Raw genomic sequence first — 22,952 nt, forward strand, 5'->3', positions numbered from 1 at the left:
TGGGCACCTTTCCATTCCCGCCGGGACACCGGATCGCGAAACTCCTGCCCGCACGGCAGATTCCGCATTACGATCACGCGCCGACCGCGTCGATCAGGAGGTTTCGCCGTGCTGGAGAACGCCGCGGAGGAAAGACCGCGAACGAAGCAAACCGCACGCCCGAACGGCGCACCGGCCGGGCGCCGAAGCCGAGTGCGGCCGGGCAGGCGGTCGTTGACCGCCATCGCCGGAGCCGCGCTGCTGGTCGTCGGGCTGCCGGGGACCGCCTACGCGGAACCGCCCGCGGCGCTGCCCGCGAGCTTCGACGAGGCCGACGGCAAGTGGCAGCCGGCCTTCGACTACGACGGCGACGGCTGCTACCCCACCCCGGCGGTCGGCCCCGACGGCGCGATCGCCGAGGGCCTGAAGCCCTCCGGCGCGCTCGACGGGAACTGCCACGACCAGTCGGACCTCGACAACACCAACTCGTACTCCCGCGCCAAGTGCGACGACAACGGCTGGTGCGCGTACCTCTACGACCTGTACTTCGAGAAGGACCAGGCGCTCGGCGGCGTGGACGACATCTTCGGCCACCGGCACGACATCGAGCACGTCGTGGTGTGGGTGCGCGACGACGAGGCGAAGTACGTGTCGACGTCGGCGCACGGCAACTACTCCACGCGGCCCGCTTCCGAGGTCTCCTGGGAGGGGAGCCACCCCAAGATCGTCTACCACAAGGACGGCGCCAGCACGCACTGCTTCCGCCTGGCGGGCCGCGACGAGCAGCCGGAGAACCACTACGGGTCCTGGCAGTACCCGGACCTGGTCAGCTGGAACAACTTCCCGCCCGGCATCCGGGACAGGCTGACCGGGGCCGACTTCGGCTCGGCGAGCCTGGCGATCAAGGACGGCGCCTTCGAGCAGAACCTGGAGAAGGCCAAGCCGGCAGAAGTCGGGTTCAACGCCTACGAGTGATCACCGCGGCGGCTGGAGGATGGCCTCGGCGAGCGCGTCCGGGGCCTCCTCCGGAATCCAGTGGCTGACGCCTTCGAGCTGCACGAACCGGTACGGCGCCGCCACGTGGTCGCCGCACCGCAGCGCCCCCGCCCGGCCCAGGGCCCCGTCCTCGGTGCTCCACACGTACGTCGTCGGGACGGTCACGGACGCGAGTTCGTCCATGCGGCCCATCGCCCGGTACCAGTTCAGGGCGGCCGTCAGCGCGCCCGGCTCGCCGAGCACCCGGATGTGCTCGTCCACCAGCTCCGCGGGTACCCCGTCGCTGAACACGGCGCGCAGCCGCTTCGCGCCGTCGGCCAGCAGCACCTGCTCGGCCTTGCCCTCCTGCCGGAAGAGCTTGATGTACTCGGAGCGGCGCTGCTGGTCGGCGTCGTTGCGCAGCGCCCAGCCGAAGGCGGCCGGATGCGGCACGGACACCGTGGTCAGCGTGCGGACCCGGTCCGGGTGCCAGCCCGCGAGATGCCAGGCCACCACCGAGCCCCAGTCGTGGCCGACGACGTCCACTTCGGACAGACCCAGCGCGTCGATGATGCCCACCGCGTCGGCGACCAGGTGGGCGATCCCGTACTGGTCGGCGCCGTCGGGCCGGGCACCGGGCGAGTAGCCGCGCTGGTTCGGCGCGATCGTGCGCAACCCGGCCGCGACCAGCCGCGCCGAGACGAGGTCCCAGCTCCGCGCCGTCTCCGGGAAGCCGTGCAGCAACAGCACCGGGCGTCCCTGCGCGCCGCCGGCGAGGGCGACGTCGAAGGTCAGCGGTCCGACGTCGATCCGTTCGTGGTCGCCCGAAACATCCTGCGTCATCAGCCGTCGCTCCGAGTCAGGTTCCGCATCCGAGGGCGCCAACATACCATCCGGTCGGTACGCTCCGCCAGGACCGCCGGCGTGACTGTCCACTAGGGACTCACCGTGCCCCGTTCGGCTCGTGAGCGCTGTGGAGCGCCATAGCCCTCCAAAACGCTCACGAGCAGCTCACCCCGGGAGCACTCCCCCGCGCAGTTCCCAGCGGCGGGTGATCGGGTTCCGGGCCCACCGGAGTTCGGTCTCCTGCTCCCACGGCTGGAGCGCGTCGAGGTGGCGGGCCCACAGCCGGTTCTGGGTCGCGAAGTACCGCCTGATCCCGGCCAGCCGGTTCTGCTGCTTGCTCCGAAGTGGCGTGCGCATCGTGTTCATCCCCGAGAAGAGGTCCGTTCGATGGCACTCAGTTTCCGATGGACCAATTCCTGCCAACAGTGGCAGCGATGCCGTTGTGCCGCAAAATCCTGCCAGCTATCGTTCAGGCATGCTGCGTTCCGTGGCAGCGGTCGTCCTGGACGGCGCCGCTCCGTTCGAACTCGGCGTGCTGTGCGAGGTTTTCGGCCTCGACCGCACCGCCGACGGGGTTCCACCGATCGAGTTCCGGGTGTGCGGGCAGCGCCCGGGAGAGCCGCTGAGCACGTCGGTGGGGATGAACATCGTCCCCGGGCACGGGCTGGAAGGACTGGACGGGGCCGATGTCGTCGCGGTCCCGGCGGGCCGGATCCGGGACATCTACCCGGCGGAAGCGCTTGGGGGCCTGCGAGACGCCGTCGCCCGTGGCGCCACTGTGCTCTCGGTGTGCTCCGGCGCGTTCATGCTCGGCGCGGCCGGGCTACTCGACGGCCGACCCTGCACGACGCACTGGTACTACGCAACCGAGTTCCGCCGCAGGTTCCCGACCGCCCGGCTCGACCCGGACGTGCTCTACGTCGACGACGGGAACGTCGTGACCAGCGCGGGCACCGCCGCCGGGATCGACGCGTGCCTGCACCTGGTGCGCCGCGAGCTCGGTTCGGCCGCGGCGATGAAGATCGCCCGCCGGATGGTCGTCCCGCCGCAGCGCGACGGCGGGCAGCGCCAGTTCATCGACCTGCCGGTGCCCGAATGCTCCGGCGACAGCCTGCAACCGCTGCTGAGCTGGCTGCAGGAGAGCCTGGACGACGAGCACACCATCGCCAGCCTCGCGGGACGGGCGCAGATGTCGCAGCGCACGTTCGCGCGGCGATTCGTCGCCGAAACCGGGACGACCCCGAACCAGTGGCTGGCCACCCAGCGGGTGCTGCACGCCCGGCGGCTGCTGGAGGACACGCAGCTCGGCATCGACCAGATCGCGCGCGAGTGCGGGTTCAGCACGGCCGCGCTGCTGCGCCACCACTTCCGCCGCATCGTCGGCGTCACGCCGCGCGACTACCGGCGGACCTTCTCCCGGCCCGCAGAGGTGGGTTGAGCGCTCAGCGACGGGTGGCGCAGGCGATGCAGGTCGTCACGGCCGGCAGCGCCTCCAGGCGCTCCGGCGCGATGGGCTTCCCGCATCGCGCGCACACCCCGTAGGTGCCCTTGTCCAGGCGGGCTGCGGCCCGGTCCAGCTCGTCGAGCTCGTGGCGGGCGTCCGCGAGCAAGCCCCGCACCTGGGCGCGCTCGTACGCGAGCGTCGCGCCCTCCGGATCGTGCTCGTCGTCGGTGCCGGTCCACGTCGAGACCTCGCCGATGGACTCCAGGTGGCGCTCCAGGGACTCGACGCGCGCCAGCGCGCTGGCACGCTCCTCGGCCAGCAGTTCCGACGCCGTCCGCGGCCCGGGCGGGGACGGCGCGTCCTGCGACGTCCGCTTGTTCATAACGAGGTGAACGCCGCCGCCCGGCCGCCTATTCCGCCGGTTCAGTCGTTGCGATCGCCGCTGTGCGCCGGTTCCAGGGCATCGGTGGTCTCCGCCGGGGCCTTCGCCGCGGAGCGGGAGCGGAGCAGGCTCGCTGCGGTCGTCACCGCCAGGGTGAGCACGATGAAGCCCAGCGAGGCGGCGATGCCGATGTCCGGGACGGCGAAGCGGATCTCGTCGATGTGCGAGCCGTGCAGCGCCTCGATGATCAGCTTCAGCCCGATGAAGCCGAGGACCACCGCGAGGCCGTAGCTGAGGTAGACCAGGCGGTCCAGCAGCCCGCCGATGACGAAGTAGAGCTGCCGCAGCCCCATCAGCGCGAAGGCGTTCGCGGTGAAGATGATGAACCCGTCCTTGGTGAGCCCGAAGATCGCGGGCATCGAGTCGAGCGCGAAGATGACGTTGGCCAGCCCGAGCGCGGTGACGACCACGATCATCGGGGTGAACATCCGCCGCCCGTCGACGCGGGTGGTCAGCTTGCCGCCGTCGTAGGACTCGGACGTGGGCAGCACCCGCTGCAGCGCGCGGGTGATCGCGTTGTCCGGCTCCTCGGGCTCATCGCCGGCGCCGTCCCTGGCGACCTTGATCGCGGTGTAGACGAGGAACGCGCCGAAGATGTAGAAGACCCAGTTGAAGGCGCTGAGGGCGGCGACGCCGGCGGCGATGCACAGGCCGCGCAGCACCAGCGAGAGCACGATGCCGATGAACAGCACGCGGTGCTGGTGCTCCTTCGGCACGGCGAACCGCGACATGATGATGACGAACACGAAGAGGTTGTCGACCGAGAGGCTGTACTCGGTCACGTAACCGGCGAAGAACTCCGCGCCGCTGGTAGGCCCGGCGAAGACGAACAGGATCGCGCCGAAGACGGCCGCGAGGGCGACGTAGCCGGCGACCCACAGGCTCGCCTCCCGGACCCCGACCGCGTGCGGACGCCGGCCGACGAACACCAGGTCGCCCACGATGAGAACGGCCAGCGCCGCCAGGGTCGCGATCCACACCCACACCGGGAAGTTCACCGGCACGTCACCTCCGTGCGCCAACGCGCGCCGGGACCGGACGCGATTCCAGCCCAGGCGATTTGCATGCAGTATACTGTATGAGCTCATTGCTGAACGGAACCACTGCGGCAATTCGGCTCAGGAATCGAGAAAACTGCCCATCCGGAGCAAATGTTCAAGAAACAAGGGGAATTCCGCGTCAACCGAACGAATCGGCCGCGACGGCACGATTCCGGCATTCGAGCTCATCCCCGGCTTTTCTATGCTCCACATGGGACAGAAAGTTCGTCCGCACCGGTGGATCATGACTGCCCGCACGGATGGCGTCAACGTCGGCCCGGCCACACCACCGGCCGTCCCGGGAGCCCGGCTCCCCCGGATGCCGGCGGCAACGCGCGGGAATCCAGCGCCGCGAACCACCTCCCACAACGCTCGACCAGGTGGCGCAGCTCGAAACAGGTCGCGGCGGCCAACCGGCCGATCACGTCCGCTCCCACGATCGCCCAGCGGAACGCGGGACCGCACCCGCCGGCGTGCGCGACCCGACCGGTGCCCTGCCACAGCCCGGTGCCCGGCGGTTCGACCTCCACCCAGGCACGCCCGCCGGGCCGCAACAGCTGGTGCACCCGGCGGAGCAGCGCCCGTGGATCGCCGCCGATGCCGATGTTGCCGTCGACGAGCAGCGCCTCGCGCCAGTCACCTTCGCCGGGGACCGGGTGGAACACGTCGCGGCACAGCGCCACGGCATCCCGGCTGATCGTGAGGCGGACGGCGAGCCGGGAGGTGTCGATGCCGAGCGCCACCACCCCGCTACCGGTGAGCGCCGATGTGAGCCGCCCCGGGCCGCAGCCGATGTCGAGCGTCGGGCCCCGGCACGTGCGCAGCAGGTACCGATCGGCGGCGTCGGGCAATGCGGACCAGCGTTGCCCGGGCAGCGACCGGGCAACACCGTCACTGGTCAGCAAGGTGCAGCCGCCACGGCGCAGGGCGACGTCGAACTCACCGCTCATCGGAGGCAATCCTCGGGCGCGCCACCGGCTCGGGGAGCTCGCACGGGAAGGCTTGCCGTGAAACGGGAATTCGGCACCGAATCCGCGACGCGCAAGGCGTCTTCCATGGTGTCCACATCGGCCAGTCGCGGCAGCGCGGCCACGCGCAGGCCCGCGGCGCGCAGCGCGGCCAGCGTTCGTGCGCCCGTGTCGGCGCGAGAGGTGGGCACCCTGCGCAGGAGTTGCGCATCGGCGCCGGACCGGAACCCGGCCACCCACCAGCCGCCGTCCTCCGCCAGGCCGAGTGCCGCGTCCGCGCTGCCGAGCGCCTGGCACGCCTCGGTGAGCAGCTCGGGCGTCACCTGCGGGGTGTCCATCCCGATCTGCACGATCGGAAGGCCCGGATGCGCGGCGGCGGTGTCGGCGTGCGCGGCGGCCAACCGGGCGGGGAAGCCCTCACCGCGTTGGCCGAGGACGGTCCAGCCGCGCAATGCGTTGCGCAGCGGGACCGAACCGACGGCCGCGTCCAGGTCCCCGGCCATCGCGATCACCGGCCGGGCGCCGGGAGTGCTCCGCACGGCGTCCATTGTGTCCAGCAGGCTCGCGGCGGCGATGCGGGCCGCTTCGGCGTGCGTCGCCGGCGGGCACAACCGCGTCTTGACCAAGCCCGGTACGGGAGCTTTCGCCACCACGAGGAGCGCCGTCGGGCTCACCACAGCACCCCCGCCATGTCGCGGACCGCGCGAACCGTGCCGAGCACGGAGCCGGAGACCTTCGACCGGGTTCCGGACGCGCGGGGCCGGTACGCCACGTCCAGCTCGCGCACCCGCCAGTTCGCCTCCGCCGCCTTGCACAGCAGTTCGAGCGGATACCCGAAGGCGCGGTCCGCGATGTCGAGCCGCAGCAGGTCGGTTCGCCTGGCGGCGCGGATCGGGGCGATGTCGTGGACCGGCAGGCCCCGGCGCCGCAGCAACCCGGCGATCACCGCGTTCCCGGTCCTCGCATGCCACGGCCAGGCTTCAGGCGACACCGGAACACGGCGTCCGGCCGCCAGGTCCGCCGTCCCCTGACGCACCACGGCGACCAGCGATGGCAGCACGCCCGGGTCCAGCGAGCCGTCGCAGTCCAGGAAGCAGACGAACTCCGATGTCGCGGCCGTCAACCCGGCGTGCACGGCTGCGCCGTAACCACGCCGGGGCTCCCGGACCACCACCGCGCCGTGCGCCGCCGCGACCTCGGCCGAGCCATCGGTGGAACCGTTGTCCACCACCAGCGGGCGGAATCCTGGCGGCATCGCGGCGAGCACCCCTGGCAGCGCGGCCGCCTCGTCCAAGCACGGCAGCACCACGTCCACATCGTCCATGCCAGCCAGTGAAACTCACCGCCGATGGCCCGGAAACTCTTGCCGAGCTTAAGGAATCATTACGGACGAGAAGTTCTTACGAGGTTCTGACGGATCGCGCCGCCGAGTTGGCCGACGAGTCCGGCGGGATTACCTTCGCAGTGGTGCGACTCCTCCCCCGACGCGCCGAAGCCCGGCCGGCGCGCGCCGATCTGATCGCGTTCGCCATCGCCATCGCCGCGATCGCGGCAGGGGCGGTGGCCGGTTTCCTGCTGAACCGAGCGGGCGCTCCGCTGTACGCCGACGCGGCACCGCTGTTCGGGTACTGGCTACCCCGCATCGGTCCGGGCACACCTCTCGCGCTGGCCACCGCGGGCGCCGTCATCGCCTGGGGCCCCGCGCTCGCCGCGCGCCTGCCCTGGGGCAGGCTGCTCGCGGCCGCATACCTCACCGCGCTGCTGTGGACCTTCTCGCTGGCGATGATCGACGGCTGGCAGGGCGGCCTCGCCGGCCGGCTCACCGACTGGACGGAGTACCTGCACGACGTCCCGCGCGTGACCGACATCGGCGGCATGCTCGGCTCGTTCACCGAGCACATCCTGGCCGGACAGCCCGGTTCCTGGACGGTCCACGTTTCCGGGCACCCACCGGGTGTTCTGCTGTGCTACGTCTGGCTGGAGCGGGTCGGCCTCGGCGGCGGCGCGTGGGCCGCGATCGTGACGGTGCTGCTCGGTGCACTCGTGGTGGTGGCGGTGCCGACCACCGTGCGGGCCCTGGCCGGAGCCACGGCCGCCCGGGCGGTCGTGCCGTTCGTGGTCCTGTTCCCGGGTGCGGTGTGGGCCGGTGTTTCCGCCGACGGGATGTTCGCCGGGATCGCGGCCACCGGAGTGGCGCTGCTCGCCATCGCATCGGTGCGGACCGGGCCGGTCGCCTGGCTCGCCGCGGTTCTCGCCGGTGTCCTGCTCGGGTTCGGGCTGTTCCTGAGCTACGGCCTGGTGCTGATGTTCCCGTTCGTGTGCGTGGTGCTGCTGCGCACCCGCGGGGTTCGGGCGTTCCTGCTCGCGGCGGCCGGCGCTGCCTGCGTGGTCTCAGCATTCGCGCTGTACGGGTTCTGGTGGCTGGACGGCTACCATCTGGTCATCCAGCGTTACCAGCAGGGCGACTTCGCCCAGCGGCCGTACGGCTACTGGGTGGGCGGCAACATCGCCGCGCTGCTGATCTCGGCCGGCCCGCTGGCCGCGGTGGCGACCCGGCGGGCGGTCGCGGACCGGGGCGCGGCGGCGTGGCTGGTGCTGGCCGCCGCGACGGCCGTCCTGGCCGCCGACGTCTCCGGGCTGAGCAAGGCCGAGGTGGAGCGGATCTGGCTGCCGTTCGCGGTGTGGTTCGCTGTCGGGGCCGCACTCCTACCGGCCCGGCACCACCGCTGGTGGCTGGCCGGGCAGGCGGTGACCGCGTTGGCGGTGAACCACTTGATCGCGACGAACTGGTGAGCCGATGAAGCACGAGGCCGAGGCGCGACGGGTGGTCGTCGTCGACGACGACCACGCAGTCCGCGACGTGCTGCGCAGATATCTGGAACGCTCCGGCTACGAGGTCGACCTCGCCGAAGACGGCGAGACGGCGCTTCGGCTGTTCGCCGAGCGGGAACCGGATCTGGTGGTGCTCGACCTGATGCTGCCCGGCGTCGGCGGGCTGGAGGTGTGCCGCCAGGTGCGGGCACGCGGCCAGGTCCCGGTGGTGATGCTGACCGCGCTGGGCGATGAGTCCGACCGCGTGCTCGGGTTGGAGCTCGGTGCCGACGACTACGTCGTCAAGCCGTTCAGCCCACGTGAGCTGGTGCTGCGCGTCGGCTCCGTGCTTCGCCGCGCCCGCGCCGCGCCCGCCGATGCCCGCGAACCCCTGGTCGACGGCGCCCTGCGGCTGGACCTGGAGGCACGGCGCGGCACGCTGGACGGAGTCGAGCTGGCGTTGACCGGCCGCGAATTCGACCTGCTGGCGTTCCTGCTGCGCAATCCGGGCCGGGCCTTCACCCGGCCGGAACTGCTGGAAGCGGTGTGGGGCTGGAACTTCGGCGACCACTCGACCGTGACCGTCCACATGAGACGACTGCGGGAGAAGATCGAGCCGGACCCGGCGCGCCCCAACCGGATCAGCACGGTCTGGGGCGTCGGCTACCGGTACGACCCGGCAGGCTCGTGAGCGGCAGTGGTCGCGCTGACGGCCATGAGCACTCACGACGGAGCGGGAGGGACTCGCGATGGACGTGATCACCGAGCTCAGCCACGTCGCGCCGTACGCGATCGGCCTGTCCCTGCCGGTGGCGCTGGTGGGCGCCGGCCTGCTCTACGTGCTGCGGCGGCGCTCGCTGGCCACCGCGTTGACCGTGCTGGTCCTGACCCCGCTGCTGGCCACGCTGGCCGGGGTCCTCGGCGTCACCGGGTTCATGTTCGGCCCGCAGCTGACGACCGTCGTCGTGATCTGCACAGCGGTCGCCGTCGTCACCGTGCCGGTCGCCGTGCTGCTGGGTCGCAGCATCGCCCGGCGCAGCGTGTGGGAGCGGGAGGCCCGGGCCCGGGAACGGGCCGCCGAGGCGTCGCGGCGCGAACTGGTCGCGTGGATCAGCCACGACCTGCGCACCCCGCTGGCGGGAATCCGGGCGATGTCCGAGGCGCTGGCCGACGGCGTGGTCGACGAGCCGTGCGAGGTGTGCGACTACGCCACCCGGATCCGGACCGAGGCCGAACGCCTGTCCGGCATGGTGGAGGACCTCTTCGAGCTGTCCCGGATCACCGCCGGCGCGGTGCGGCTCGACTTCTCCGCCGTCCCGCTGCAAGACGTCGTCAGCGAGGCGGTCGCGGCGGAGAACCCGCTGGCGCAGCGGCGCGGGATCCAGCTGCGGACCGAGACCAGCGACTGGCCGGTGGTGTCCGGCAGCGATCCCGAACTCGCCCGCGTGGTGCGGAACCTGCTGTCGAACGCGATCCGCCACACCGCGCCGGAGGGCCCGGTCGTGCTGGCCGCCGGCCGCGACGGCGCGCACGCCTGGCTCCGGGTGGACGACGCCTGCGGTGGGATCGCGCCCGACGAGCTGGAGCGGGTCTTCGACGTGGCGTTCCGCGGAACCCGGGCACGCCGCGACGAGGCGGGCGCCGGGCTCGGCCTGGCGATCGCGCGCGGGCTGGTGCAGGCCCATCACGGCACGATCGCCGTCCGCAACCACGGGCCCGGCTGCCGCTTCGAGGTCCGGCTACCGCTCGCCCCCGCCGATCGCGGCGGGCTCCCGTAGCGGCGCGTGCGCGAAAGCCCGCACGCCGGCGGCGAAATCGACCGATGCCCGGAATCCGAGCACCCGCGCCGCCTTCGCGGGATCGGCCACGATGTGCCGCACGTCGTTGGGCCGCGCACCGCCCACGATGCGTGGTGCCGGGCCGCCGCAGGCCCGCGCGAGCTCGTCCGCGAGGTCGCCGATCGTGTGCGGCCGGCCGGAGCAGATGTTGAGCGCGTCCAGTTCTCCTTGCGGCGGTTCGGTTTCCACCGCCGCGACGTTGGCGGCGGCGACGTCGGTGACGTGCACGAAATCCCGCCGTTGGCGGCCGTCCTCCAGCACGACCGGCGCTTCGCCGTTGTGCAGCGCGGAGCGGAACAGCGACGCGACGCCCGCGTACGGGGTTCCGCTGGGCATCCACGGCCCGTAGACGTTGTGGTAGCGCAAAGCCCGAACGCCACCGCCGGTTTGGCGGGCCCACGCCGCGGCCAGGTGCTCCTGCGCGAGCTTGGTCGCCGCGTACGTGCTGCGCGGGTCCAGCGCGGCGTCCTCGGGAACCAACTCCGGTTCGAGCGGGGTTCCGCAGGCGGGGCATCGGGGTTCGAACTGCCCGGCTGCGATGTCGTCGGCTCGCCGCGGGGCGGGCCGGACCAGCGCGTGCCGCGGGCAGCGGTAGCGTCCCTCGCCGTAGACGACCATCGACGACGCCAGCACCAGGCGGCGCACCCCGGTCGCGTGCATCGCGGCGAGCAGCACCGCGGTGCCGAAGTCGTTGTGCGAGGCGTAGTCGGGCATGTCCGACGGATCGACGCCGTGGCCGACCATGGCGGCCTGGTGGCACACGACGTCCACGCCGTCGAGCAGCTCGCGCACCACGCCGGAATCCCGCACGTCGCCCCGCACCAACCGGTGGCGCGAGCGGGGTTCGGCGCCGTGCGCTTGCGGCAGGAAGACGTCGAGCAGCACGACTTCGTGCCCCCGATCGGCCAATGCGTCCGCGACGGCCGCCCCGATGAACCCGGCCCCGCCGGTTACCAGAATTCGCACGCCCCGACGGTAAGGCCGGACGGCGCCGACCGGCGGGCCGAAAGCCGCGACGTCATGATTCCGTCAGATCTTGCCATTGTCTTACGAGGCCGATCAGCCCGTGGCGAGGACGGCCCGAGCCGCGTCGAATGGAGGCATGACCTCGGTACCGATCCCACGGCGGCGCGCCGCCGCGATCGGCCTGCTCGCCACCGCCGCCGCGCTCGGCGCGGGGCACCTCGTCGCAGGCCTCGCCGCCATCCCGTCGCCGTTCATCGCCGTGGGCGGCGCGTCGATCGACCTGACGCCGGGGCCGGTGAAGGAACTGGCCATCGCGGTGTTCGGCACCGCCGACAAGCTGGCGCTGCAGACCGGGATGGTCCTCGTGATCGCGACGCTGGCGGTCGTGGCCGGGCTGCTGTCCCGGCGGAGCTGGTGGCCTGGTGCGGTCGTGATCGGCCTGTTCGGTCTGGTCGGGGTGGTCGCGGCGATGTCCCGGCCGGAGGGCGGCGTGCTCGCCGCGCTGACGTCCGTGGTGGTCGGCGTCGTCGGGTTCTGGTGGTTGCACCGGGTCGCGCGGCCCGGTGCCGAGGCCCCGGCCGAGGTGGACGCGAGCCGGCGGAAGTTCCTGATCACTTCGTCGCTGGTGGTCCTCGGCGCGAGCGCCGCCGGCATCGTCGGCGGCATCCTGCAGCGCGGAGCGGACGTGATCTCCTCGCGGCTCGCGGCCGCCGCTCGCATCCCGAAGGTCCCGGAGCCGCCCATCCCGCCCGGCGCGGACTTCGTCGCCTCCGGCACCCCGACGTTCCTGACGTCGAACCGGGACTTCTACCGGATCGACACGGCGCTGACGGTCCCGCAGCTCCGCGCCGAGGACTGGCGGCTGCGGCTGCACGGCATGGTGCGGCGCGAGCTGGAGCTGACCTACGACGACCTGCTGCAGCGCCGGGTGGAGGCCCGCCCGATCACGCTCACCTGCGTGTCCAACGAGGTCGGCGGCCCGCTGATCTCCACCGCGACGTTCGTCGGTGTGCCGGTGCGTGACCTCCTGCTGGAGGCCGGGGTGCGGCCCGGCGCCCAGCAACTGTTCACCACCAGCGTCGACGGCTACACGGCGGGCACGCCGCTGGACGTGCTGCTCGAACCGGACCGGGGCGCGCTGCTGGCCGTCGGCATGAACGGCGAGCCGCTGCCCGCCGAGCACGGCTTCCCGGTCCGCATGGTCGTTCCCGGGCTGTACGGCTACGTGTCGGCTACCAAGTGGCTGGTGGACGCCGAGGTCACCACCTTCGACCGGCAGCACTACTGGGAGCGGCGGGGCTGGGCCCGGCAGGCGCCGATCAAGACCGAGTCCCGCATCGACCGCCCGCGGCCGGGGAGAACGGTGCCCGCCGGTCCGGTGGTGCTGGCCGGAATCGCCTGGGCGCAGCACACCGGCATCGACCGGGTGGAGGTCCGCGCCGACGGCGGCGAGTGGCGGCCCGCCGAGCTCGCCGCCGACGTCAGCCGCGACACCTGGCGGATGTGGCGCGCCACCCTGGACCTCCCGCCCGGCGACCACGTCGTGGAGTGCCGGGCGACCGACCGGACCGGCACACCGCAGACACCGGAACACCGCTCGGTCGTCCCGGACGGCGCAACCGGCTGGCACGCCGTGCGATTCACCTGCACCGCATGACGGCTAGCCCAGGAGTTCACGGGCCAGCGCGCCACCCCACCACCGCTCTACCCGGTCGGGCGACCAGCCGCGTTCCTCGGTAAGGGTGCCGTAGACGTCGATGTTGCACAGAGCCGCGTAGACGTCGACGGCGGATTGCACGTCCAAGCCCTGCCGAAGGGTGCCGTCCGGCCAGGCGGAGAACGTCTGAACGCGGGTCTCATCGCCTCGTCGGCGACCGTCGCGATAGGCCGCCGCCAGCTCTGGCTCGGTGCGCCCCGCCTCGCGCAGCAATGCGATGACGTCGCCCGCGCGCTCGAACAGCCGCCTGTCGTAGGCCGCCATGGCCGCGAGCTGCCGCGCGGGGTCCACCCCGACGGCTTCCAGCTCCGCGAGCATCTGCTGCACATCGGCCGACATGTCCGCCGCATCCGCCAGGGCCCGGGTCAGCCCCGCCTTGTTCCCGTAGGCCGAGTAGACCGTCGGCGCGGAGACTCCCGCCTCGCGCGCCACCTCTCGCACGGTCGTCGCAGCCCAGCCCCGGGTGACGAACAGGTGGCGGGCGGCGCGGGCGATCTCGGCCCGCGTCTCGTGCGCTTGCGCGGTGCGGCGCAACGAGTCGTACCGCCGTCGGCCTGGCTCTGCGGTCATGATCGCCCCCGAACTTGTCGTTCCCTATATTGATTATATGGATCGTAAAACCAATTCCTTCACGCGGGTCGGCGGCATCGCCGGCATCGGCTTCGCCACCACGATCGTCCTCGCCAACGTGATCGCCGCACCCGCCGGCCTGCCGCTGACCGGCGCCGACATCGGCGAGGTCAACGCGTTCTTCGGCACGCAGGCCGGCATCGTCGGGATCTCCTCCGCGCTCACGCCCGCCGCCTGGGTGCTGGCCACGTTGTTCGGCGCGGGTGCCGTCGCCGCGCTGCGGCAGTCCGAGCACGACCGGGGCGACGCATGGTCACTCGTCGGGCTCGCCGGCCTGATCCTGCAGAACGCCGCATTCGCCGGGGTCATCGCGATACGCCTCGCGCTAGGTGCGACGACGGCACAGGACAGCTCCGCCAACTCGGGACTGTGGGCGTTGCACGACGCGTTGTTCACCCTCAACGGCACTTTCCTGGCACTCGGTCTCCTCGGCCTGTCCATCGCCGGGCTGCGCGCCGGTCTCGTCCGGCCGTGGCATGGCGCGTTGGGCCTGATGTCCGCCGCGCTGCTGTTCAGCTCCGCAACCCTGACCCCCCTGGTCATGGTTCACGGCGGCGTGCTCGGCCTGCTGGGCTTGGCCGGCTGGCTGATGTGGGTCGCCTGGATCGTCATCTATGGCATCAAGCTGATCGGCCTCACCCCGGCACGTGCTCACGCCTGACCGGCCCGGCACGCCGCGACCTCGGTGGCGGGCGCCGGTTCCCGCTCGCGCTCGGCGAGCATGGCGTAGATCGCCACGGACAGCGCAGCGCAGATGGCCGCGCTGGACCACAGCACGACCTGCCAGGCCCCGGTGAAGCTCTGCGCGACGAAATCGAAGAACTGGGGCCGGATTCCGGCCGGGAGCATCGACATCGGCCCGCCGAGGTCGCCGGAGTTCACGCTGTTGGCCAAGGCTTCCGGCGTGCCCGGGTAGAAGGGCGACCACCCTTCGCCGAGCCGGGTCCCCAGCAGGTCGACCAGGGCCGAACCGGCCGCCGCGATGACCACGGCCTCGCTGCCGAGCCGGAGGGTGTTGAGGAAACCCGCTGCGGCGCCGGTGGATTCGGCCGGCACCACGGTCAGCACCGCCCCGTCGACCAGGCCGAAGTTCAACCCGAGCCCGACGCCGAGCAGGACCAGCGGCCCGGCCAGCGCGGCGACACCGACATCGGGCTGGAGGACGGCGGCCAGCCATCCGACACCGATCGTCAGGCACGCGAGGCTCAGGGCGAACACGGTCCTGGTGGCGAGCCCGATCTTGATCAGCCGGCTCGCCAGGACCGGAGTCACCAGGATGGGCAGGGTCATCAACAGCATCGTCGCGCCCGCTGCCTGGCTCGTCGAACGGTTGACGACCAGCAGGTAGTTCGGCAGCAACGGCAGCAGGATCACGAAGGCGAACGTGGCCACCACGGGGATCAGGCACAGTGCCACGAATCTCGCGCTGCGCAGCAGCGCCAGATCGAACATCGGATGCCGCTGCCGCCGCTCGACCAGCACGAACAGCACCATCAGCAGCACCGATCCGACGAGCAGACCCAGCACGCCGGGGCTTGCCCAACCCCACTGCGGTCCTTCGACGACGCCGAACATCAGCAGGAATAGGCCTGCGACGAACGTCGCAGTACCCGACCAGTCCACTTTGTACGCTGTGGCACCGCGAGATTCCCGCAGGAACGGGACGGCGAGCAGCACCAACAACATCAGCAGTGCGTGCGAACCGAAGAACGACCGCCAGCCGAGGTTGTCGGCCAGCAGCCCGGCCGCCACCGCGCCCAGCGCGAGCCCTGCACCGGTGGTGATGCCGACGGCGGCGAACACCCTGGTGCGGGCCGCTCCCTCGAACGTCGTCGCCAGGATCGAGCTGCCGCTGGTCAGCAACGCGGCAGCGCCGACACCGGCGATCCCGCGGGCGAGGTCGAGCAGGTAGATGTCGGTCGCCACCGCGCTCACTAGCGATGCGGCGGCGAACAGCGCCGCGCCCGTGGTGAAGACGCGGCGGCGTCCGAGCAGGTCGGCCAGCGAGCCGCAGGCGAGCATGAAGCTGGCGAAGGTCAGGTTGTAGGCGTGCACCGCCCACTGCAGCGCGTCCAGCGACGCACCCGTCTCGGCGCCGATGTGCGGCAGCGCCACGCCCGACCCGGTCACCGAGGTCGGCAGGATCAACAGGGTCAGCAGGATCGCGACCAGCGCGATCCCGGACCTCGCCCGGACACCCACGAGGGCACTCATTTTCCTTGCAGTTCCTTCAGGTTCGCGAAGACTTGGCACGATCAGTTGCGCGCGACGGGGAACGAGCCCACGAGGCCGCCGTCGACGAGGAGATCCTGGCCGGTGATGTAGGCGGCATCGTCGGAGGCGAGGAACGCCACCGCCGCCGCCACGTCGTCCGGGTGGCCGAGCGAACCCAGCGGCACCTCGGCGGCGTTGCGCGCCTCGGCTTCGGGATCCTGGTTCGCGGCCCGGTACATCTCCGTGTCGATGTAACCGGGGCTGACCGAGTTGACCCGGATGCCGCGCGGCGCGAGGTCGGCGCCCAGCGTGCGAGCGAGGTTGTGCACCGCGGCCTTGGTCGCGGAGTAGATCGAGGCGATGGGCAGGCCGCGCTGCAAGGTCCAGGAGGCGTTGATGACGATCGCGCCGCCGTCGCGCATCAGCGGCAGCGCCTTGCGGATGGTGAAGAAGACGCCCTTGAAGTTGACGTCGACGGTGCGGTCGAAGTCGGCCTCGGTGAGCTCGGTGCTCGGCTTGAAGATCCCGACGCCGGCATTGGCGAACACCGCGTCCAGCCCGCCGCGCCACGTCTCGATCCGCCGCATGAGGAGGTCCAGGTCGTCCTGCGAGGTCACATCGGCGCGGACGGCGAGCAGCCGCTCCGCGTCGAGCCCGGCTGCGGCGGCGTCCAGGCGCGCCTGGTCTCGACCGCTGATGGCGACGTACGCGCCTTCGTCGAGGAGCCGGCGTGCGGTGGCGAGCCCCATGCCGCTGGCGCCGCCGGTGATCAGGACCGTCTTGTTGGTGAATCGCTGCATGCCAACGATCCTCAGGTGGCGCAAGCGCTCCCGGGAGTGTCGGCCGAGCCTGGGTCTGGCACCACCAGTCTCAGCGCGCCGCCGGTTCGGCCAGCAGCTCCGCCAGCCGGGCCTCGGTGCCGGTGTCCGGCTTCGGCGTGTGCAGCAGCAGCCGGTGTCCCGGCCGATCGGGCAGCGGCAGCGAGTTGTACTCGAAGACCAACTCCCCGACCGCCGGGTGGTCGACGACCTTGATCCCTTGGGTCGCGCTGCCGATCCCGTGCTCCGCCCAGATGTCGGCGAACGCGGCGCTCACCGCGCACATGTCCTCGGCCAACCGGCCGAACTCCGGGTCGTCCGGGTAGCGCGCGGCATCCGCCCGGAACTGGCCGACGATCTGCCGCGCCGCGTCCTCCCAGTGGCAGATCGCGGCCCGGTAGCGGGCGTTGGTGAAGAAGCTGACCAGGCAGTTGTGATCGGTCCGGCCGTACCCGAACACCGCTTCTGCGGCGCGGTTGACGGCGACGAGGTTCCAGTGCCGGTCGATGGCGTAGGCGGGGCGCGGCAGCCAGCCGTCGATCACCCGCCGCAGCTCGGGCGCGACCTGCCGGTCCACCGGCGGCGCCTGCGGCGGGTTGAGCCCCGCCAGCAGGTAGAGGTGTTCGCGCTCGGCGATGTCGAGCCGCAGCACCCGCGCGATGGCGTCCAGCACCTCGGCCGACACGTTGATCTCGCGGCCCTGTTCCAGCCAGGTGTACCAGGACGCGCCGACGCCGGCGAGCACGGCGACCTCCTCGCGGCGCAGCCCCGGCGTGCGCCGTCCGCGCCCGGCGGGCATCCCCACGTCCTCGGGGGTCAGGCGAGCCCGCCGCGAACGCAGGAACTCCCGCATCTCGGTGCTGCGCCGCCGGCGGGCTGCTGCGGGAAGCCGCGAAACATCCATCCGCCCATGCTAGGACCGGGTCGTTTCCCGGCGTCAGAGCAGGCCGAGCAGGATCGGGGCCGCGTTGGTCGCGCCGTGGACGACGAGGATCGGCCACATCAGACGGTACTTGCTCCACATGTACCCGAGGAACAGTCCCAGGACGCCTTGGTTGGCAACCGCGGACGCGAGGTCGACGGGCAGATCGCCGGTGCCCTGGATGGCGATGTGCCACGCCGCCCAGAGCAGCGACGCGAGCACGATCGCGGCCCACCGGCCGAGCAGGATCTCCCACCTGCTCTGCAGCCACCGCCGGTAGAAGACCTCTTCGAGGAAGCTGTTCACCAGGAAGACCACGAGGACCGTGACGATCAGCGTGACGAGGTCGACGGTGAACGCGAAGTCGCTCGGCGGCATCGCCAGCGGACCCGTGTAGCTGAGCACGAGCCAGGCCACCACCGGGATCAGCGGGCCCCAACCACGCCACGACTGCCGGAGTTCCGCACCGCTGCGGCGCAGCACCCGGAAGGTCACCGCCGGAACGACGAGCAGCAACACCAGCTTCAGCACCAGGTGCGCCGGTTCGCCGCCCCCGGCCGACCAGAGCAGCACGGCGAAGAGCACAGCGGCAGCCGTGAGAACCGACGCCTCGATGCGGAGCGTTTTCCCCGCTGCCGCGGACAGTCCGGTCGGCGCACGCTGGACGTCCGGCGGAACCAGCCGGACGAGCACGATGCCGACGAGCACCGGGATCCACCGGTGCCAGAGCGGAATGGTGTCGTGGTGGTCGGCCGAGAACCTGATGCCGGTGTTGCCGGTCAGGAACAGCAGGAGGACCGACCCGGCGAACACGGCCAGCCCCACGACGAGCACGACCGTCCCGCCGGGCGCGGCAATCCGCCTCGATTTATTTAGCACAGTTGTACTTTAACGGAAACAGCACAACTGTGCTATAAAAACGGCATGCCGAAGCTCGTCGACCACGACCAGCGGCGCGCCGAACTCGCCCGCGCCGTGTGGGCCGTGATCAGCCGCGACGGCATCGAAGGCGCCACGGTGCGGAAGGTCGCCGACGAGGCCGGCGTCTCCATCGGCGGGCTGCGGCACTACTTCGACAGCCAGCGGGGACTGCTCCGCTTCGCGGCGGAAGCGGTGGCCACCAACGCCGGCGCACGCCTCGCCCGGCATCGGCGCGACGAACAGCCCGGCATGCGGCGGGCTCAGCTGCTGCTGGAGGAGCTCCTCCCCCTCGACGACGAGCGCCGCGTGGAGGTGGACGTGTGGTCGGCCTGCCTGATGCGGGCGCGCGTCGACCGCTCGCTCGACGGGCTGCGCAAGACGGCGTGGGAGGGCGAACGGCACGTCTGCCGGATCGCGGTCGCGGACTGCTGCGCCGTGCCGCCCCCGGTCGCGATCGGCGACGAGCTCCCCGACGCCCGGCTGGAGCGGTGGGCCAGGCACCTGCACATCTTCGTGGACGGCCTGACGTTGCAGGCCGCGACCTATCCGCGCGAACTTCCGGCCGCCGCGGTGCGCCGCATGCTCCGCGCTGAGCTGGAGCTCGTTTCCGGCTCCGCGCGGGCGGAATCCCGGAAGAGCTGAGCGTCCACAAGAGACCGTCAGCCCGCGAGGCCGTCGAGTTCGGCCGCGTTGCCGCCGCCGCTCTGGGCCAGGTTGCGCAGTTCCTGGAGGGCGACCGACAGCATCGACACGTCCGGCTCCGCGGCATCCTTCAGCAGCACGAAGGTCTCCCGGTACATCCGGACGTGGTCGGGGTTGCCGTCCAGCCAGGCGTCGACGAGCCGGCCCGGTGGCGTCGATTCGTCCGTGCCGTGCAGCGCGGCGGCGGTGAGCCTGCGGCGCTGGGTGAGCAGGTCGTCGCGCAGCGATGCCTTGGCCAGCATGGTCCAGTGCGAGTCGCTCGCCTGCTCCGCCGCCTGTTCCTTCAGCCAGTCGAGGTCGAGCCGCTCGCCCAGCGCGAAGTACACCCCGGCCGTCCACTCCAGGTCGCGGCCGGATGCCCACGAGATCTCCGCGATGTCCATGCCCGAGCACAGCGGGTCGAGCACGAAGACCCGCTCGCACAGCCGCTCCGGGACGCCCGTCCCGGCCAGCGCGGCGATCGCCCGCTCCACCCGCCGCCGCTCCCGTCCGGTGAGCCGGCCGCGCAGGGCGTGGGCCAGCCGCAGCATCGCCGGCCGGAACCGCCGTACCTCGGCCGCCGTGTCGATCTCCCGGCGGTTGCGCAGCAACCACAGCGCCACCTGCTCGACGACCTCGCGGACCGCACCCAGCAGCCGCAACTGGGCATGAGCGTGCCGGGGCAGCTCCAGGGCGTCGATCTCCGCCCAAATCGCGGGCAGGTCCAGCAGGTCGCGCGTCGCGACGTAGACCCGGAACGGCGCGCTGAGGTCACCGGTGAGCTGCATCAGGCGGCGCAGCACCCCCGATCCCAGCCGGTTGATCATCTCGTTGGCCAGCACGGTCGTGGCGATCTCCCGGCGCAGCGGGTGGGCCTGGATCTCGTCGGCGAACTCGGTGCGCAGCGCCGCGGGCAGGTACTCGACGGTCCCGGCCATCACGTGCGGATCGTCCGGCACCGCCGAATCGAGCACCATCCGGTGGAACTGGTTCTTGCTGTGCGCGAGCAGCATGGCCAGCTCCGGCCGGGTCAATCCCAGCCCCAGGGCCCGCCGTTGGGCGATGACGTCGTCGTCCGGCAGCGACTCCAGCGCCCGGTCGAGGAAGCCCTCCCCCTCCAGGAATCGCATCAGCTGCAGGTTCCGGTCCAGGGTGTTCTGGCCGAGCGCTTCGCTGACGCTGATGGACTGCGCCTGCCGGTAGTTGTCGGCCAACACCTGCTCGGCGACCTCGGCGTCGATTTCGGCGAGCAGCCGATCGCGGCGCTGCGACGGGATCCCACCGGCCGAGTCCAGCAGGATCTTGAGGTTCACCTCGCGGTCGGAGATGTCGACGCCTGCCGAGTTGTCGATGAAGTCGGTGTTGATGCGGCCGCCGCGCAGGGCGAACACGATCCGGGCGGGTTGGGTGAACCCGAGGTTGCCGCCCTCGGCGACCACCCGCGCCCGCACCTGCTCCGCGTCGACCCTGGCACCCTCGTTCGCCCTGTCGCCGACCTGTGCGTTCGACTCCGCGGCGGCCTTGACGTAGGTGCCGATGCCGCCGTTGAACAGCAGGTCGACCGGCGCCCGCAGGATCGCCCGGATGAGCTCGTCGGCGGGCAGCGATGCCACGTCGACGTCGAGGACGCGCCGGACCTGCGCGGTCAGCGGGACCGACTTCGCGCTGCGGGCGAACACCCCGCCGCCGGGCGAGATCAGCGTCGGATCGTAGTCCGCCCACGAGGAGCGCGGCAGGCCGGACAGCCGGCGGCGCTCGGTCCAGGACGCCGACGGGTCCGGCGCGGGGTCGAGGAAGATGTGCCGGTGGTCGAAGGCGGCGACCAGTTTCACGGTGCGCGACAACAGCATCGCGTTGCCGAACACGTCGCCGGACATGTCGCCGATCCCGGCCGCGGTGAACTCGTCACGCTCCGGGTCCACGCCCAGCTCGCCGAAGTGGCGGCGCACCGATTCCCAGGCGCCGCGCGCCGTGATGGCCATCTCCTTGTGGTCGTAGCCGCGCGAACCGCCCGACGCGAACGCGTCGCCCAGCCAGAACCCGTACTCCGCGGCGATCGAGTTCGCCAGGTCGGAGAACGCCGCGGTGCCCTTGTCCGCGGCCACCACCAGGTACGGGTCGTCGGAGTCGTGGCAGACCGTGTCCGCGGGCCGGAGCACCGCGTCGCCGCGGCGGTTGTCGGTGACGTCGAGCAGCCCGCGGACGAACATCGTGTAGCAGTCGCGCACTTCCGCGGCCACGGCCTCCGGGTCGGTGCTCGGCGGCGGTCGTTTGACGACGAACACGCCCTTGGCGCCCTGCGGCACGATGACCGCGTTCTTGACCATCTGCGCCTGCAGGAGGCCCAGCACCTCCGCGCGGAAGTCCTCCGGCCGGTCCGACCAGCGGATGCCGCCGCGGGCCACCTTCGCCGCGCGCAGGTGCACGCCCACCACGCGCGGCGAGTAGACGAACGTTTCCACGGCGGGCCGGGGCTCGGGTAGGAAGGGCAGCTTGTCCGGGTCGAGCTTGAGCGTCAGGCGCGGCTTGGCACGGCCGTCGCGCCCGCGCTGGAAGAAGTTGGTCCGCACCGCCGCGAGCACCACGGTCCGCACGGCGCGCAGCACCCGGTCCTCGTTGAGGTGCACCACCGCGTTGAGCGCCGCCTCGACGCGGGAGTCCAGCGCGGCCTGCCGTCCGGGGTCGGCGACCGCCGGGTCGAAGCGGGTCCGGAACAGCGCCACCAGCAGCCTGGTCACCTCGCGGTGCGTGAGCAGCGTGCGCTCCACGTACGACCGGCTGAACGTGACGCCGCCCTGCCGCAGGTACGCGTGGATCGCGCGCAGCAGCACCACGTCCCGCCAGCCGATCCCGGCCTTCAGCACGAGCTGGTTGAAGCCGTCGTCCTCCGCGTCCCCGCACCACACCGCGGTGAACGCGGCCGCCACCAGGTCCCGGGCCACCGGGTCGGCCAGCAGCGCGGAATCCCTCGGCAGCAGCTCGAACTCCTCGACCCGGACAGCGCCGCGGCCCGCCGGGCGCACGTCGAACGGCCGGTGGTCGGCGATGCGCAGGCCCATGTTCTCCAGCACCGGGAACACGTCGGCGAGCAGCGCCGGACGCGGGCTCGACCACAGCAGCGCGAACCGGGCGTTCGCGCCGGAACCCAGCAGCGGCAGCATCGTCAGCCGGGGCCCGGCATCGGGCTGGAACTCCTCCAGCGCGCCGACGTCCAGGGCGGCCTGGGCCGCGGAGAACACGTCCTGGTACCCGGCGGGAAACGCCTCCGCGTACCGGGCGAACAGCCGGCGCCCTTCGGCGGAGCCGTACCGATCCGCCAGCTGGACGCGGAGCTCGTCCTGCCACGACTCGGTCGTGGGAACGACCACCGCCACCACCCCCTCGACGAAACGAGGGCCGCATCGACGGTCCTGGCCCGAGTCTAGGCCGCCGCCACCGGGCCCACACCGCGCCGGACACCACCCGCCACGGCAGCCCCTGCCGACGCTCGCGCACCCGCGGGCCTGTTCATCCACATCGGACGGCTCCGGGCAGGCCCCGGCCCGCCGAACGGATCAACCCCACTGCGCCGGCCGAGCGGCGCCGCAGAAGCGCGCCCGGACACCGGCGCGACCCGCGATCAGGCCCTCCCCGGCCGACTCCTCCGATTGATCGATGACTAATGGTAGTTCACTTGAGCCGAATAGCGGTCGGCCCGTAGATCAAAAGGACATGCCGCCGACATCGAGCCGATCGAGAAT

22 protein-coding genes are annotated in these 22,952 nt (G+C 71.8%); 8 read left to right on the forward strand and 14 right to left on the reverse strand.

Features of this window, described 5'->3' with window-relative positions:
• The first annotated feature begins 213 nt into the window (after nucleotides 1-213).
• Nucleotides 214-954, forward strand: a complete 741-nt coding sequence (locus AC07EQ_RS25630; protein WP_478390425.1) for an NPP1 family protein — start codon at nucleotides 214-216, stop codon at nucleotides 952-954.
• Here the strand turns inward: AC07EQ_RS25630 and AC07EQ_RS25635 are convergent, their stop codons facing one another.
• Both AC07EQ_RS25635 and AC07EQ_RS25640 read right to left on the reverse strand, forming a co-directional pair.
• Nucleotides 955-1,797 (reverse strand): alpha/beta fold hydrolase, encoded by an 843-nt coding sequence (locus tag AC07EQ_RS25635; protein ID WP_478390426.1) that lies wholly within the window; start codon nucleotides 1,795-1,797, stop codon nucleotides 955-957.
• Nucleotides 1,798-1,965: 168 nt separating this feature from the next.
• A complete protein-coding gene (locus AC07EQ_RS25640) occupies nucleotides 1,966-2,157 on the reverse strand; it encodes a hypothetical protein (protein ID WP_478390427.1) in 192 nt (63 codons plus the stop codon).
• A 118-nt stretch (nucleotides 2,158-2,275) separates the two neighbouring features.
• On the opposite strand from AC07EQ_RS25640, the gene AC07EQ_RS25645 reads away from it, so the two are divergent.
• A complete protein-coding gene (locus tag AC07EQ_RS25645) occupies nucleotides 2,276-3,238 on the forward strand; it encodes a GlxA family transcriptional regulator (protein ID WP_478390428.1) in 963 nt (320 codons plus the stop codon).
• A gap of 4 nt (nucleotides 3,239-3,242) precedes the next feature.
• On the opposite strand, the gene AC07EQ_RS25650 is transcribed toward AC07EQ_RS25645, so the two are convergent.
• The 5 genes from AC07EQ_RS25650 to AC07EQ_RS25670 form a co-directional block, all read right to left on the reverse strand.
• The gene (locus AC07EQ_RS25650; RefSeq protein ID WP_478390429.1) at nucleotides 3,243-3,626 is read right to left on the reverse strand and encodes a TraR/DksA family transcriptional regulator; all 384 of its coding nucleotides are present in this window, start codon (nucleotides 3,624-3,626) and stop codon (nucleotides 3,243-3,245) included.
• 41 nt (nucleotides 3,627-3,667) lie between these two features.
• Entirely contained in the window at nucleotides 3,668-4,684 is a 1,017-nt protein-coding gene (locus tag AC07EQ_RS25655) for a TerC family protein (protein ID WP_478390523.1), read from the reverse strand.
• Between the two features lie 308 nt (nucleotides 4,685-4,992).
• A complete protein-coding gene (locus AC07EQ_RS25660) occupies nucleotides 4,993-5,676 on the reverse strand; it encodes a class I SAM-dependent methyltransferase (protein ID WP_478390430.1) in 684 nt (227 codons plus the stop codon).
• Entirely contained in the window at nucleotides 5,673-6,371 is a 699-nt protein-coding gene (locus AC07EQ_RS25665) for a TIGR04282 family arsenosugar biosynthesis glycosyltransferase (RefSeq protein WP_478390431.1), read from the reverse strand. The genes AC07EQ_RS25660 and AC07EQ_RS25665 overlap by 4 nt, the downstream gene beginning before the upstream one ends.
• Nucleotides 6,365-7,018: a glycosyltransferase family 2 protein gene (locus AC07EQ_RS25670; RefSeq protein ID WP_478390432.1), complete on the reverse strand. Its 654-nt coding sequence runs from the start codon at nucleotides 7,016-7,018 to the stop codon at nucleotides 6,365-6,367. The genes AC07EQ_RS25665 and AC07EQ_RS25670 overlap by 7 nt, the downstream gene beginning before the upstream one ends.
• Nucleotides 7,019-7,161: 143 nt before the next feature.
• Between AC07EQ_RS25670 and AC07EQ_RS25675 the strand changes: the two genes are divergently transcribed.
• Genes AC07EQ_RS25675 through AC07EQ_RS25685 form a run of 3 tightly spaced genes read left to right on the forward strand, consistent with a single transcriptional unit; the run spans nucleotide 7,162 to nucleotide 10,283 of the window.
• A complete protein-coding gene (locus AC07EQ_RS25675; RefSeq protein ID WP_478390433.1) occupies nucleotides 7,162-8,487 on the forward strand; it encodes a hypothetical protein in 1,326 nt (441 codons plus the stop codon).
• 4 nt (nucleotides 8,488-8,491) lie between these two features.
• Nucleotides 8,492-9,196 (forward strand): response regulator transcription factor, encoded by a 705-nt coding sequence (locus AC07EQ_RS25680; protein ID WP_478390434.1) that lies wholly within the window; start codon nucleotides 8,492-8,494, stop codon nucleotides 9,194-9,196.
• 58 nt (nucleotides 9,197-9,254) lie between these two features.
• A complete protein-coding gene (locus tag AC07EQ_RS25685; RefSeq protein WP_478390435.1) occupies nucleotides 9,255-10,283 on the forward strand; it encodes a sensor histidine kinase in 1,029 nt (342 codons plus the stop codon).
• Here AC07EQ_RS25685 and AC07EQ_RS25690 read toward each other — a convergent pair.
• Nucleotides 10,245-11,309, reverse strand: a complete 1,065-nt coding sequence (locus AC07EQ_RS25690; protein WP_478390436.1) for an NAD-dependent epimerase/dehydratase family protein — start codon at nucleotides 11,307-11,309, stop codon at nucleotides 10,245-10,247. The genes AC07EQ_RS25685 and AC07EQ_RS25690 overlap by 39 nt on opposite strands.
• A 136-nt stretch (nucleotides 11,310-11,445) precedes the next feature.
• Here AC07EQ_RS25690 and AC07EQ_RS25695 point away from each other — a divergent pair, with 136 nt between their 5' ends.
• Complete coding sequence (locus AC07EQ_RS25695) at nucleotides 11,446-12,966, forward strand: molybdopterin-dependent oxidoreductase (RefSeq protein ID WP_478390437.1); 1,521 nt, start codon at nucleotides 11,446-11,448, stop codon at nucleotides 12,964-12,966.
• Between the two features lie 3 nt (nucleotides 12,967-12,969).
• On the opposite strand, the gene AC07EQ_RS25700 is transcribed toward AC07EQ_RS25695, so the two are convergent.
• A complete protein-coding gene (locus AC07EQ_RS25700; protein WP_478390438.1) occupies nucleotides 12,970-13,596 on the reverse strand; it encodes a TetR/AcrR family transcriptional regulator in 627 nt (208 codons plus the stop codon).
• Between AC07EQ_RS25700 and AC07EQ_RS25705 the strand changes: the two genes are divergently transcribed.
• Nucleotides 13,595-14,317, forward strand: coding sequence for a hypothetical protein (locus tag AC07EQ_RS25705; RefSeq protein ID WP_478390439.1), 723 nt, complete (start codon nucleotides 13,595-13,597; stop codon nucleotides 14,315-14,317). The genes AC07EQ_RS25700 and AC07EQ_RS25705 overlap by 2 nt on opposite strands.
• On the opposite strand, the gene AC07EQ_RS25710 is transcribed toward AC07EQ_RS25705, so the two are convergent.
• The 4 genes from AC07EQ_RS25710 to AC07EQ_RS25725 all read right to left on the reverse strand — a co-directional run bounded on the left by AC07EQ_RS25710 (nucleotide 14,308) and on the right by AC07EQ_RS25725 (nucleotide 18,489).
• Nucleotides 14,308-15,870, reverse strand: a complete 1,563-nt coding sequence (locus tag AC07EQ_RS25710; protein WP_478390440.1) for an MFS transporter — start codon at nucleotides 15,868-15,870, stop codon at nucleotides 14,308-14,310. The two genes, AC07EQ_RS25705 and AC07EQ_RS25710, sit on opposite strands and share 10 nt — an antisense overlap.
• Before the next feature lie 41 nt (nucleotides 15,871-15,911).
• Nucleotides 15,912-16,670, reverse strand: coding sequence for an SDR family NAD(P)-dependent oxidoreductase (locus tag AC07EQ_RS25715; RefSeq protein ID WP_478390441.1), 759 nt, complete (start codon nucleotides 16,668-16,670; stop codon nucleotides 15,912-15,914).
• Nucleotides 16,671-16,740: 70 nt separating this feature from the next.
• Nucleotides 16,741-17,592 (reverse strand): helix-turn-helix transcriptional regulator, encoded by an 852-nt coding sequence (locus tag AC07EQ_RS25720; protein ID WP_478390442.1) that lies wholly within the window; start codon nucleotides 17,590-17,592, stop codon nucleotides 16,741-16,743.
• 33 nt (nucleotides 17,593-17,625) lie between these two features.
• Nucleotides 17,626-18,489 carry a lysostaphin resistance A-like protein gene (locus AC07EQ_RS25725; protein WP_478390443.1) on the reverse strand — a complete coding sequence of 288 codons (864 nt, stop codon included), beginning with the start codon at nucleotides 18,487-18,489 and terminating at the stop codon, nucleotides 17,626-17,628.
• Nucleotides 18,490-18,534: 45 nt separating this feature from the next.
• Here AC07EQ_RS25725 and AC07EQ_RS25730 point away from each other — a divergent pair, with 45 nt between their 5' ends.
• Entirely contained in the window at nucleotides 18,535-19,173 is a 639-nt protein-coding gene (locus AC07EQ_RS25730) for a TetR/AcrR family transcriptional regulator (RefSeq protein ID WP_478390444.1), read from the forward strand.
• Nucleotides 19,174-19,190: 17 nt separating this feature from the next.
• Here the strand turns inward: AC07EQ_RS25730 and AC07EQ_RS25735 are convergent, their stop codons facing one another.
• Entirely contained in the window at nucleotides 19,191-22,580 is a 3,390-nt protein-coding gene (locus tag AC07EQ_RS25735; protein WP_478390445.1) for an NAD-glutamate dehydrogenase domain-containing protein, read from the reverse strand.
• Between the last annotated feature and the right edge of the window lie 372 nt (nucleotides 22,581-22,952).

Source organism: Saccharopolyspora sp. NPDC045839 (assembly GCF_056431645.1).